Here is a 12,241-nt window from a genome sequence, read left to right as displayed (position 1 = left end):
TCCGATGATCGGCGCCATCGCCCTGCTGCTCGTCTGCCAACTGGCGGGCGAGGCAGTCCACCGGCTGACGGGCCTGCCTCTGCCGGGGTCGGTGATCGGCATGGTGCTGCTACTGGCCTGGCTGGCGCTGGTTCCGCGCGAGCGGCTGACGCTGACCCAGGTGACGGGCTGGCTGACGGCGCATCTGTCGATCATGTTCGTGCCCGCCGCTGTCGGCCTGATGGAGGAGGGGGCGATCCTGTCGCGCTACGGCCTCGGCATCCTTGTGGCGGTGGTGGTCTCGACCCTGCTGACGCTGGCGGTGACGGCCCTGGTGTTTCGCGCCGTTGCGGGACGACAGCCGGAGAACGAAGAGGGCGCGTCGTGAGCGATTTGATCGCGACGCCCCTGTTGTGTCTGGCGCTGACGCTGGTGGTGTTCGAGGCGGCGGACGTGCTGTCGCGGCGCAGCGGGAGGCATCCGCTGTGCCATCCGGTCTTGCTGGCGACGCCGGTGCTGATCGGCGTCCTGCTGGCGACGAAGACGCCCTATGCGACCTATGCCGGGGCGACCCAGGTTTTGGGCTTCCTGCTGGGGCCGGCGGTGGTGGGGTTGGCCGTGCCGATCTGGGCGCAGCGGGCGACGATCCGGCGGCTGGCCAAGCCGCTGACCTGCGCCCTGCTGGCGGGGGCTGTGACGGCCATTGTCAGCGCCGTGGGCATCGTCTGGCTGTTCGGCGCGCCGGCCGAGATCATGGCCTCCATCGCCCCGCGCGCCACGACGACGCCGGTCGGCATGGCGGTGGCCTCTCAGTTGGGCGGCATCCCGGCCTTGGCGGCGGTGATCGTGCTGATGTCGGGCGTGATCGGAGCGATGACGGCGACGCCGCTGCTGAATCTGTTGAAGATCACGGACTACCGGGCGCGGGGCTTCGCGGTCGGTGTGTCGGCGCACGGCTTCGGCGCGGCGCGGGCCTTTCAGGTGGATCAGACGGCGGGCGCCTTCGCCAGCCTCGGCATGGCGCTGAACGCGGTGGCGACGGCGACCATCCTGTCCATTGTGGCCGCCGTCGTCTGAGGGCCTATTGGATGCGGGTCCAGGTCTGGGTCTTGCACAGAGGGGCGACGATGCAGCCGCGCAGGCGCAGGCTGTTGTCGCCGGTCATGGTGATGGTGCCGCGATAGGTGCCGCCGTCGGCCGGATTATAGACCGAGCCGCCGCGCCATTCGGACGGGCCGCCAGTGAAGCCGCTGAGCATGGGCAGGCCGCGCAGGGTGCGATTGCGCTGGCTGGCGTCCTTGTTGTGCTCGTCGCGGGCGTTGGGTTCGCGTCGGATGTGGTCCGAGGTGACGAGCGTGCCGCACAGGGCCTGACCGCAGCGGGCGATGCGGACCTGACCGCCATTGGTCGGGGTCTGCCACAGGCCGGTCGGATCGCCCGCCAGAGCCGGAGAGGCGAGGGCTGCGGCGAAAACGGCGGCGGCCGCCAGAACGGTGAACTTCATCGGGCGTATTCCTTCAGACGGATCGTTGGGCCGATCCTTGTCGATAAAGGGTGATCCCGGTTTCGGTTCGAAACAAGGCCCGAATTTGTGAACTTCACTCAACGATTACATGACCTTAGGTCAATGTTTGGGCGTGGTGAGCGACTAAGCGGTGGATTTGGATGGCGTTTTCCTCCCCATCTCATGGGGAGGTGGGTCGGCGGCGTAGCCGACGAGACGGAGGGGCTGCTTGTTTCGGCCGCTCTAGCCCCTCCACCGCTGCGCGGTCCCCTCCCCACAGAGTGGGGAGGAAAAGTCAGCTGCGCGGACGGCGCGGGCGCGATCCGGCCGAGGAGCAGGGGCTGTAGCCGCCAGTGTGCAGCCGTCCGAGGCTGATGCCCGTCGCGCTGGCGAGGGAGGCGGCGCAGGTCGCCTGATGCGTGCGCAGCGTCTCCAGCGCCACCGAGGCGCAGGCGAAGGCGTCCTCGGCGGCGTCGTGGTGTTTGAACTGGATGCCCAGTTCGGCGCAGACGTTGTTCAGCTTGTGCGAGGCGAACTCCGGCCAGGTGATCTGCGCCAGCTTGACTGTGCAGAGGTAGTCGAACTCGGGATAGGTCAGGCCGTAGTGGTCGCAGGTCCCGCGAATGACGCTGACGTCGAAGGCGGCGTTGTGGGCCAGGACGGTGCGACCCTCGAGGCGCGGGGCGATGGCGGCCAGGACGGCGGGGAACTCTTCGGCGTCCTCGACCTGCTCCGGGCCGATGCCGTGGAAGGCGATATTGAAGCTGGCGAAGCGCATGCCGGGCGGGCGGATGTAGTGGTGCTCGACGGACTCGATGACGCCGTCGTTGATCCAGGCGAGGCCGATGGAGCAGGGGCTGGAGCGCTGCTCGTTGGCGGTTTCGAAGTCGATGGCGACGGCGTGCATCAGGCGATCATCATTCAGGCAATGAGGGCAAGCCACTCGTCCTCGGTCAGGACGGTGACGCCGTGTTTCTCGGCGTCCTTCAGCTTGGACCCGGCGCCGGGGCCGGCGACGACGTAGTCGGTCTTTTTCGACACCGACCCCGAGACCTTGGCCCCCAGGCTTTCGGCGCGGGCCTTGGCCTCGTCGCGGGTGAAGCGTTCCAGCGAGCCGGTGAAGACCACGGTCTTGCCCGCCACGGGGCTGTCGGTGGTGGGGGCGGCCACGTCCTCGACCGCATCCAGTTCGCCCAGCAGGGCGTCCATGACGGCCTGGTTGTGCGGCTCGTGGAAGAAGTGGGCCAGGGCCTCGGCGGCGACGGGGCCGACGCCGGAGACGCCCGCGATCTGGTTCAGGATCTCGGATGGGCCTTCGGTGCGGGCCACGGCGGCCCACCCGGTCAGATCGGTCCAGTTGCTGGAGATTTCTGCCAGCGAGCGGCGGGCGGGGGCGGCCATGCCGGGGAAGGCGAGGGCGATCTTCTGATCCATGGGCGCCTCGGGCCAGGGATCGTCGGCGGGCGGGTTCGCCTCGGCCATCAGGGTCAGCACGCGTGTCGAGATGGCGTGGGTGGCGGCCAGAGCTTTCCAGTCGTCGCTGGCCAGACCCTCGGCGGCGGCCATGCAGGCGTCGCGGAAGGCGGTCCAGCTGCCGAAGGCGCGCGACAGGACCAACGAGGTCTGCTCGCCGATGTCGGGCACGCCGAGGCCGAAGATCAGGCGGTCCAGGCTGATGGTGCGCCGGGCGTTGATCCCGGCGATCAGGTTGCGGACGCTGGTCTCGCCATAGCCGTCCTCGGCCCGCAGCAGGGCCAGTTTTTCCTCGTCGCGGGCGAGGCGGAAGATGTCCGCCGGCTCCTTGATCCAGCCGCGCGCGTGGAAGGCGATCAGCTGCTTTTCTCCAAGTCCTTCAATGTCGAAGGCGCGGCGACTGACAAAATGCTTTAACCGTTCGACGATCTGGGCGTCGCAGATCAGGCCGCCGGTGCAGCGGCGTTTGACCTCGTCGCCCTCGCGCACGGCCTCCGATCCGCAGACGGGGCAGACGTGGGGGAAGGCGAAGGGGACGGCGTCTGCGGGGCGCAGGTTTTCGACCACGCCGACGATCTGGGGGATGACGTCGCCGGCGCGTTGCAGGATGACGGTGTCGCCGATGCGCACGTCCTTGCGGGCGATCTCGTCTTCGTTGTGCAGGGTGGCGTTGCGGACCACGACGCCGCCGACGGTGACGGGGTGCAGGCGGGCGACGGGGGTCAGAGAGCCGGTGCGGCCGACCTGGATGTCGATGCCTTCCAGAACGGTCGTGGCCTGTTGTGCCGGGAACTTGTGGGCGATGGCCCAGCGGGGGCTTCTGGCGATGAAGCCGAGGCGCTGCTGCCAGTCCAGCCGGTCGACCTTGTAGACTACGCCGTCGATGTCGTAGCCGAGGCCGCTGCGGTCGGTTTCCAGCCCGCGATAGACGCCGATCAACCCTTCCGCGCCGATGACCTGCTGCGAACGTTGGTTGACCTGAAAGCCCCAGCTGCGGAAGGCCTCAAGCGCGCCGTGTTGCGTCTCCGCGAACGGGGCCGAGGTCTCGCCCCAGGCGTAGGCGAAGAAGGTCAGGGGGCGCTTGGCCGTGATCTTCGGGTCCTTCTGGCGCAGTGAACCGGCGGCGAAGTTGCGCGGGTTGGCGTAGGTGCGGCGGCCTTCCGCCTCGGCGGCGGCGTTGAAGGCGTCGAAGGCGTCGTTGGGGGCGTAGACCTCGCCCCGGATCTCGATGACGTCGGGCCAGCCCGAGCCGGTCAGGGTCTGGGGGATGCTCTTGAGCGTGCGCAGGTTGGCGGTCACGTCTTCGCCGGTCTTGCCGTCGCCGCGCGTGGCGCCCTGGACCAGAACGCCCTTTTCATAGCGCAAGCTGGCGGACAGGCCGTCGATCTTGGGCTCGGCGACGAAGGCGATGGGCTCGTCGCCCGGCAGTTTCAGGAAACGGGCGATGCGGGCCACGAAGTCGCGCACCTCGCCCTCGTCAAAGGCGTTGTCCAGCGACAGCATGGGCACGCCGTGTCGGACCTCGGCGAACTGCGCCGAGACGGGGGCGCCGACCCGCTGCGACGGCGAGACGGGGCTGGTCAGGGACGGGAAGGCGGCCTCGATGGCCAGGGCGCGGCGCTTCAGCTCGTCGTAGTCGGCGTCGGAAATCTCGGGCGCCGCGTCGGCGTAGTAGAGGGCGTCGTGGCGGGCCAGTTCGGCCGACAGATGCGCCAACTCCTCGCGGGCCTGGTCTTCGGTCAGGGTTTCGACGGGAGTTTCGGACATGGGAATCGCGCGGTCAGCCTTCATCAGTCGCGCTGTTTAGCACCGGCGGCGGCGGGATCGCAGCGTCCATGACAGAAACGTAATCTGACGCGACAAGCTTGGCCCGCTAGCGTCGCGCCGACTGATTTCCCGGAGCCCTCCATGCGTCCTGTTCCCGCCAGCCTGACCGCCATCGCCGCCGCCCTGACGCTGGCCGGCTGTGAGACCATGACGCCCGAGGCGGCTGCGACGGCGCCCGTCGCGGCGACCGCCGCTGACTACACTCAACTGATGGACGATCTGCGCATCCTGTCGGCGGACGACATGCAGGGCCGCGACACGGGCTCGGAAGGCGGGGCCAAGGCGCGCGAATACATCGTAGCGCGGTTGGAGGCCCTGGGCGTTCAGCCGTCGCCGATGGGGCGGCTGCAGCCGTGGGAAATGCAGGGCCGCACGCGCGAGGGCGTGAAGACCTTCAACGGGACCAATATCATCGGCGTCATTCCCGGCACGCGCGTGTCGGACAAGTACATCGTGGTGACCGCCCACTACGACCACGTCGGGGTCAACAACGGCGAGATCTACAACGGCGCCGACGACAACGCCTCGGGCGTGGCGACCATGCTGGAGCTGGCCAAGCGGCTGAAGGCCAACCCGCCGGAGCACTCCGTCCTGATCGTCGCCCTGGACGGCGAGGAGCGCAGCCTGCTGGGGGCCAAGCATTTTGTCGAGGCGCCGCCGGTGCCGCTGTCGTCGATCTCGATGAACCTGAACTTCGACATGACGGCGCGCGCCGACAGCGACGGCAAGCTGTGGGTCACGGGCACCTATCAGCATCCCTACTTCCGCCCGCTGCTGGAACGCATCGCACCGCGCGGGACCGTATCGCTCGCCTTCGGCAAGGACACCCCGGAGGACAAGGGCGCCGACAACTGGGTCGAGGCGTCCGACCACGCCGCCTTCCACCGCGCGGGTCTGCCCTTCCTCTATTTCGGCGTGAACTATCACCCCGATTATCACCGCCCGAGCGACGACTTCGAAAAGGTGGTTCCCGCCACCTTCCAGTCCTCGACCGAACTGGCGATCGAAGGCTTCCGCGCGCTGGATCAGTGGCTGGATCAGTGAAGTTTTGCGAGCGCGAAACGCTTGCAAACATAGGCCTTGAAACCGCCTTCGGAGCGGCGTTCTGTCGCACCCTCATCAGTCGAGGAAATACAGATGTCGGCGGTTCAGGGTTTTGATCTTCAACGGGTGCAGAAGCTGCGCAAGCTGGCGCTGCTGGTCGGCATCCTCGGCGTGGTGGCCCTGGCCTTCTTCACGCAGTCGATGGGCGGCGAGACGGCGCTGCATGAGGGGCTGGAGGCCTTCGGCCTGGCGCTGATCGCGGTCTGCATCGTCGGGCGAGCCTGGTGCTCGCTCTATATCGGCGGTCGCAAGAAGGCCGAGATCGTGGATCGCGGGCCCTATTCGATCAGCCGCAACCCTCTCTATGTCTTCAGCTTCATGGGCGCGTTCGGGGTGGGCGCACAGACGGGCAGCGTGACCCTGGCGACCCTGTTCCTGCTGCTGACTTTCGCCGTCTTCTACTTCACGGTGAAGCGCGAGGAGGCCTGGCTGACGGGCGCCTTTGGCCAGACCTATCTGGACTATTGCGCGCGGACGCCGCGCTTCGGCCCGGACTTTTCCAAGTGGCGCGACGCCGAGTCGCTGGACGTGCGGCCGCGCTTCTTCCTGACGACCCTGCGCGACGGTCTGGTCTTCCTGCTGGCGGCGCCGCTGTTCGAGTCGGTCGAGAAGCTGCAGAACATCGGCTGGCTGGCCGCCCTGATCCATCTGCCGTGAGCCGAGGCTTCGTGAAGAAAACGCGTTTCGCCGCTGTTGCGGCCCTGACAGGACTGCTGGCGCTGACGGCCTGCGATCGAGCGGCGCAGTCGCCGGAGGCTCCGGCGGCGTCCAAGTCGGCGGCTTTCAAGCATGACCTGCCCGAGGACGTGTCCGGCTACTATCTGCCGACCGAAGAGGTGCGGATCGACAATTGGCGGCTGCATCATGTCTTCATGGGGCAGGTCCCGGACTTCATCGCCTGGCAGGGCGGCGAGCGGCCCGCAGGCTTTGCGCCGGTGATGATCGAGTTCGAGGACATGGTCGGGCCGCCGCTGGAAAGCGGCAACCGGCGTCGGCTGCGGCTGATTCCGGCCGCCTATGACGTGACCGAGAGCCGTGTGCGGGTGCAGGCCCTGTCAGGCGGCCTGGGCGCGGTGTCGTTCGATGGAAGGCTCGACCAGGGCGCGCTGGCGACGGCGCGGCGCAATCTGGGAGATCAGGGCGTCGTCCTGACGGGGACGCTCAAGGTCGGAAACCGGACCTTCAATAACGTGTCGATGCGGTGGTGGGCGGGGGACTGATCCCCCTTGTCCTCCCCATGCAATGGGGAGGTGGCTCAGCGGCGTAGCCGATGAGACGGAGGGGCCGCTGCAAGCGTCGCAGCCCCTCCACCACTTCGTGGTCCCCCTCCCCATGAATGGGGAGGAGAATGCCTTAGGCGACGGTCGCCTTGACGATCTTGCCCGGAGCACGGGGCGGCTCGCCCTTGGGCAGGGCATCGACGTGTTCCATGCCCTCGATCACCTCGCCCCAGACGGTGTACTGCTTGTCCAGGAAGCGGGCGTCGTCGAAGCAGATGAAGAACTGCGAGTTGGCGCTGTCCGGGTTGGCGGTGCGGGCCATCGAGCAGACGCCGCGCACGTGCGGTTCAGCCGAGAACTCCTGCTTCAGGTTCGGCTTCTTGGAGCCCGAGGTGCCGGTGCCGGTCGGGTCGCCGCCCTGGGCCATGAAGCCCGGGATCACGCGGTGGAAGACCACGCCGTCGTAGAAGCCTTCCGAGGCCAGGTCGGTGATCTGCTTGACGTGGTTCGGCGCCAGGTCGGGGCGCAGCTTGATCACGACGTTGCGCTCTTCGCCGTCGCCGGTATCGAGGGTGAAGGTCAGGGTTTGGTCGGCCATGAGGCTCTCCTTGGGGTGTGCGGACTAGAATTGTGCGCGGGTCATAGCGGCTGAACGCTGTCACGGCTATGTGGGAAGCATGACTGACGACGAAAAGCCCCTCGAGAAGCCGCCGGAACGCCGCCGGATGGTGCGCCCGCCTACGGGCGGCACCGCCGCCGGGCGCGGCATGGGCCAGAAGATCAAGACCGCCGACAAGAAGACCCTCTCCAGCCAGGCCTGGATCAAGCGCCAGCTGTCGGACAAGTGGTCCGAGCGTGCGCGCGCCGAGGGCTGGCGCAGCCGTGCGGCCTTCAAGCTGATCGAGATCGACGACCGCTTCCGCCTGATCAAGAAGGGCTCGCGGGTCATCGACCTGGGCGCGGCGCCGGGCGGTTGGGTGCAGGTGGCGCTGGATCGCGGCGCGGCGGCGGTGGCGGGCGTGGACCTGCTGATGATCGAGCCGATTCCCGGCGCGACGCTGATCCAGGCCGACTTCACCCATCCCGGCGTGGACCAGCAACTGGTCGACGCCATCGGCGGACGGCCGGACCTGGTCCTGTCGGACATGGCGCACAACACCGTGGGCCACCGCCAGACGGACCACCTGAAGATCATCGCCCTGATCGAGATCGCCGCCGACTTCGCCATCCGCACGCTGAAGCCGGGCGGGAATTTCGTGTCCAAGAACTTCCAGGGCGGCGACGCCGGGGGCGTGCTGGCGCGTCTGCGCGAAGAGTTCGAGACGGTGAAGTACGTGAAGCCGGAATCGAGCCGCAAGGGCAGCGCCGAGGTCTTTCTGGTGGCGCTCAACAAGCGGTAGGCTTTGCCTTTCCGTTCCGTCGTGATCTTCTAGCCGCCGTCGCGTCGCCGCGACGGGACGGAGCCGGACATGATCGCCCATGTGATTGCCGCCGTGATCTTGACGGGCGCCGCGAACGGGCCGGCGGCTTCGGCTGTGCCTGTCGCTGATCTGCACGGGTTGAGCGTATCCGATGCGGCCAGACGGCTGGGGGCGACGCGCGATCCGGCGCCGGCCATCAGCATGACCGGACCGCATGGGCGGGTTGATGTCTATCCGGTGCAGGCATTGACGCCGATCGCGCCGCAAGGCGAGGTCTGCGACGTCCGACTGGTTCCGCCCGAACGGGCCGACGATCCTGTTCAACTCTATGGACCGAACGCCTGGGCCGGGGCCTATCCGCGCACGGCCGCCGTCTATGTGGTCGCGCGCGAGGGCCGGGTGGTCGAAGTTCTCAATCCGCCGATGCGCGCGCAGCCGCCGCGCGTCGGGGGCGAAAGCGCCGAACGTTACACCAGACGACTGATGCTGGAGGGTCGTGATCCCTGGCAGTCCGTCGCGCCCGGTCGGCTGCCGTTGTCGGACCTGGACGGCTTTCTGGAGCGGCGTCCTGATCTTGCGGCCCCCGCCGGGGCCGTGGTGAAGCGTGCCTGCCGGACAGCGCCGATCATCTTGGCGGAACCCAGGGCGGATACGACGGGTATGCTGCAAGGTCTGACCCTGCTGCCTTTCGCCTGGCGTCTGCCGGCCCTGAACGAGCAGCGACGCGAGGCTCAGGTCCGGGGTTCGGCCCTGTTCGCGCGAATGAGCTTGGGGAAGGTCGTCCCGGGCGGCGGCGCCCGGTTCGCGGCCGAGAATTCCGGCGTGCGTCGCTATGTCGATGCCGAAGACCCGACCTATGAGGTGCTGTCGATCGACATGGGGGCGGACGCCAACAACAACCTGGCGCGCATGAACGCCGCCGCCTTGGTCGGTCTGCGCGACGGGCGGGTGGTGTGGCTGGCCGACGGCGGGGCTGCCGGCGGCCTGGGCCTTCTGGCGGCGATGTGCGTGGATCGGTCGGCACGGGCAGGCGGGCATCGCCCGGGCTGCACCGATACGGGCTACCTCTATCCTTGAGCCGAGGCCGGACGCTGCGGATGATCAGGCGGTCGCCGCTTCCGCCGCCCGACGGGCCTTGTTTGCCTCGATCCGGGTCCAGATACGGTCGTGCAGGGTGAAGAAGACCGTCTGAACCAGAGGCTCGACCGTGCCGATGGCCAGGGCGATGCGCCAGTCGCGGGTCAGGGCGAAGGCGACCAGGACCGCCACGGTGAAGTGCATGACGCCATAGGTCACGGTCTTCAACGCCACCTGCTTCAGGCTGCGGGGCAGGGCGTGGCTGTGGCCGTGACAGCCGTGGTGGTTGTGGGCGCGGTTCTGCTCGTGGGCGTTCATCAACTCGAGGCGGGCGGTGACGGCCTCGGCGGTCTCCTCGAAGCCCGAGAGCACTCGGCGCTGCTCGATGCGATGCCAGACGCGGTCGTGGATCGAATAGGCCAGGGTCTGAACGATCGGTTCGGCCACCCCGACCGCCAGGGCGATGCGCCAGTCGCGGGTCAGGGCGAAGGCCACCAGAATCGCGACGATCAGGTGCATGACGCCATAGCTCGCGATCTTGAGCGCGAGACGACGGGCCGTGCTGATCAATATGCGAACCATTCGCAGAATGTGGGTCTGGACGCGCCGAAGCGCAAGGCAATTCCTCTTATCCTGTCCATAGGTCCGTCTTGGGGTTGCGGTTCCCCGGCATGGGGCGTTATACGCGGCCCGCAAAACGGAGACTCCCCCATGGAGATACGCGAAGGCCTCACCTTCGACGATGTTTTGCTCGAACCCGGCGCTTCCGAGATCATGCCAGCGATGGCGGATGTCTCGACCCAGCTGACGCGCAGCATCAAACTGAACATCCCGCTGCTGTCGTCCGCCATGGACACGGTGACCGAAAGCCGTCTGGCGATCGCCATGGCCCAGGCCGGCGGTCTGGGCGTGCTTCACCGCAATATGACCATCGAGGAGCAGGCCGAGCAGGTCCGCACCGTCAAGCGCTATGAAAGCGGCATGGTCATCAACCCGGTGACCGTCTCGCCCGACACGACCCTGGGCGAGGTTCGCCAGATCGTCGCCGCCAAGAAGATCACCGGCTTCCCGGTGGTCGATCCGGCGACAGGCAAGCTGGTCGGCATGCTGACCAACCGCGACATGCGCTTCGAAGGCGATCCGTCGATCAAGGCCTCGGCCCTGATGACCACCGGCGACCTGATCACCGTGCGCGAAGGCGCCGGTCGTGAAGAGGCGTGGAACCTGCTGCGCACCCGCAAGATCGAACGGGTCATCGTCGTCGACGAGGACTATCGCGCGGTCGGCCTGATCACCATGAAGGACATCGAGAAGGCCCAGGCCTTCCCGAACGCCGCCAAGGACGAGCAGGGTCGCCTGCTGGTCGGCGCCGCCTCGACCGTCGGCGACGCCGGTTACGAGCGCGCCATGGCCCTGGCCGAAGCCGGCGCCGACGTGGTGGTGATCGACACCGCCCACGGCCACTCGGCCTCGGTGGCCCAGGTGGTCGAGCGCATCAAACGCGAGAACAACCGCCTGCAGATCATCGCCGGCAACGTCGCCACCTATGACGCTACCCGCGCCCTGATCGACGCGGGCGCTGACGCCGTGAAGGTCGGCATCGGCCCGGGCTCGATCTGCACCACCCGCATCGTGGCGGGCGTGGGCGTGCCGCAGCTGACGGCCATCATGGATGCCGCTCGCGCCGCCAAGGGCACGGGCGCCACGGTCATCGCCGACGGCGGCATCAAGTATTCGGGCGACATGGCCAAGGCCATCGCGGCCGGCGCCAGCGTCGCCATGATGGGCTCGATGTTCGCCGGGACGGATGAATCGCCGGGCGAGGTTTTCCTGTACCAGGGCCGCAGCTACAAGTCGTATCGCGGCATGGGCTCGGTCGGCGCCATGGGCGCGGGCTCGGCGGACCGCTACTTCCAGAAGGAAGTCTCGTCCGAGAAGCTGGTGCCGGAAGGCATCGAGGGCCAGACCGCCTACAAGGGGCCGATCGCACCCGTCATCCACCAGATGGTCGGCGGTCTGCGCGCCTCCATGGGCTACGTCGGCGGCGCGACCATCAAGGACTTCCAGGAACGCGCCCGCTTCGTGCGCATCACCAATGCGGGCCTGCGCGAAAGCCATGTCCACGATGTGATGATCACGCGCGAGGCGCCGAACTATCGTCAGGGCTGATCCTGATCCGCTCCCGATCTTCGGATCGGGAGCGGTTTCGTTTTGACTGGATGCGGAGGGCTGGAACGTGACGACTGAACTGACCTATCTGGCGGCGACGCTGGTCCTGGCCCTGGTGCAGATTTTTCTGCCCGCCGGGGCGCGGACGATGGAGTTCGGCTCCAAGTGGAACGCCGGCGCTCGCGATCAGACGCCTGTTTCGCAAAACCCTGTCGTCGGTCGCCTCGAAAGAGCCCAGTCGAACCTCTATGAGACCCTGCCGCTGTTCATCGGCGCTGTCCTGATCGCCCACGTCACGGGCGCGGAGAGCGCCCTGACCCTGTGGGGCGTCGCCCTCTATTTCTGGGCGCGCGTCGCCTATGTTCCGCTTTACGCCCTTGGCGTGCCCTACATCCGGTCGCTGGTCTGGCTGGTCTCGCTCGCGGGACTGATCATGATCCTGGCGGCCCTTTTCATCTGATCCGAGA

Annotated in this window: 14 protein-coding genes; 9 read left to right on the top strand and 5 right to left on the bottom strand. The window is 67.7% G+C overall.

Features of this window, described 5'->3' with window-relative positions:
- Positions 1 to 4: 4 nt before the first annotated feature.
- On the top strand, positions 5 to 367 hold the full coding sequence (locus tag ACFYLW_RS08010) for a CidA/LrgA family protein (RefSeq protein WP_390182952.1): 363 nt from the start codon (positions 5 to 7) through the stop codon (positions 365 to 367).
- Complete coding sequence (locus ACFYLW_RS08005; protein ID WP_312063209.1) at positions 364 to 1,056, top strand: LrgB family protein; 693 nt, start codon at positions 364 to 366, stop codon at positions 1,054 to 1,056. The genes ACFYLW_RS08010 and ACFYLW_RS08005 overlap by 4 nt, the downstream gene beginning before the upstream one ends.
- Before the next feature lie 4 nt (positions 1,057 to 1,060).
- On the opposite strand, the gene ACFYLW_RS08000 is transcribed toward ACFYLW_RS08005, so the two are convergent.
- From ACFYLW_RS08000 to ligA, 3 genes are all read right to left on the bottom strand, one after another.
- Entirely contained in the window at positions 1,061 to 1,483 is a 423-nt protein-coding gene (locus tag ACFYLW_RS08000) for a DUF2147 domain-containing protein (RefSeq protein WP_292083240.1), read from the bottom strand.
- 295 nt (positions 1,484 to 1,778) lie between these two features.
- Positions 1,779 to 2,390, bottom strand: a complete 612-nt coding sequence (locus tag ACFYLW_RS07995) for a 3'-5' exonuclease (protein ID WP_312063211.1) — start codon at positions 2,388 to 2,390, stop codon at positions 1,779 to 1,781.
- 14 nt (positions 2,391 to 2,404) lie between these two features.
- Positions 2,405 to 4,723, bottom strand: coding sequence for an NAD-dependent DNA ligase LigA (gene ligA / locus ACFYLW_RS07990; RefSeq protein WP_312063212.1), 2,319 nt, complete (start codon positions 4,721 to 4,723; stop codon positions 2,405 to 2,407).
- A gap of 141 nt (positions 4,724 to 4,864) precedes the next feature.
- On the opposite strand from ligA, the gene ACFYLW_RS07985 reads away from it, so the two are divergent.
- From ACFYLW_RS07985 to ACFYLW_RS07975, 3 genes are all read left to right on the top strand, one after another.
- Entirely contained in the window at positions 4,865 to 5,827 is a 963-nt protein-coding gene (locus tag ACFYLW_RS07985; RefSeq protein ID WP_312063214.1) for a M28 family peptidase, read from the top strand.
- A 93-nt stretch (positions 5,828 to 5,920) separates the two neighbouring features.
- Positions 5,921 to 6,544, top strand: coding sequence for an isoprenylcysteine carboxylmethyltransferase family protein (locus tag ACFYLW_RS07980; RefSeq protein WP_312063216.1), 624 nt, complete (start codon positions 5,921 to 5,923; stop codon positions 6,542 to 6,544).
- Positions 6,545 to 6,555: 11 nt separating this feature from the next.
- Complete coding sequence (locus ACFYLW_RS07975) at positions 6,556 to 7,107, top strand: hypothetical protein (RefSeq protein ID WP_312063217.1); 552 nt, start codon at positions 6,556 to 6,558, stop codon at positions 7,105 to 7,107.
- A gap of 133 nt (positions 7,108 to 7,240) precedes the next feature.
- On the opposite strand, the gene ACFYLW_RS07970 is transcribed toward ACFYLW_RS07975, so the two are convergent.
- The gene (locus ACFYLW_RS07970; RefSeq protein WP_292083234.1) at positions 7,241 to 7,705 is read right to left on the bottom strand and encodes a peptidylprolyl isomerase; all 465 of its coding nucleotides are present in this window, start codon (positions 7,703 to 7,705) and stop codon (positions 7,241 to 7,243) included.
- Between the two features lie 79 nt (positions 7,706 to 7,784).
- Here ACFYLW_RS07970 and ACFYLW_RS07965 point away from each other — a divergent pair, with 79 nt between their 5' ends.
- Positions 7,785 to 8,507: an RlmE family RNA methyltransferase gene (locus tag ACFYLW_RS07965; protein WP_312063220.1), complete on the top strand. Its 723-nt coding sequence runs from the start codon at positions 7,785 to 7,787 to the stop codon at positions 8,505 to 8,507.
- A gap of 69 nt (positions 8,508 to 8,576) precedes the next feature.
- Positions 8,577 to 9,605 carry a hypothetical protein gene (locus tag ACFYLW_RS07960; protein ID WP_312063221.1) on the top strand — a complete coding sequence of 343 codons (1,029 nt, stop codon included), beginning with the start codon at positions 8,577 to 8,579 and terminating at the stop codon, positions 9,603 to 9,605.
- Positions 9,606 to 9,629: 24 nt separating this feature from the next.
- On the opposite strand, the gene ACFYLW_RS07955 is transcribed toward ACFYLW_RS07960, so the two are convergent.
- Positions 9,630 to 10,187, bottom strand: coding sequence for a DUF2061 domain-containing protein (locus ACFYLW_RS07955; RefSeq protein ID WP_313471969.1), 558 nt, complete (start codon positions 10,185 to 10,187; stop codon positions 9,630 to 9,632).
- A gap of 129 nt (positions 10,188 to 10,316) precedes the next feature.
- Between ACFYLW_RS07955 and guaB the strand changes: the two genes are divergently transcribed.
- Together guaB and ACFYLW_RS07945 are read left to right on the top strand one after the other, a co-directional pair.
- A complete protein-coding gene (gene guaB / locus ACFYLW_RS07950; RefSeq protein ID WP_312063224.1) occupies positions 10,317 to 11,774 on the top strand; it encodes an IMP dehydrogenase in 1,458 nt (485 codons plus the stop codon).
- 67 nt (positions 11,775 to 11,841) lie between these two features.
- A complete protein-coding gene (locus tag ACFYLW_RS07945; RefSeq protein ID WP_292083229.1) occupies positions 11,842 to 12,234 on the top strand; it encodes an MAPEG family protein in 393 nt (130 codons plus the stop codon).
- Positions 12,235 to 12,241: the final 7 nt, after the last annotated feature.

Source organism: Brevundimonas sp. NPDC007368 (assembly GCF_042869015.1).
Lineage (GTDB): Bacteria > Pseudomonadota > Alphaproteobacteria > Caulobacterales > Caulobacteraceae > Brevundimonas.
This window is presented reverse-complemented; position numbering and strand designations above follow the sequence as displayed.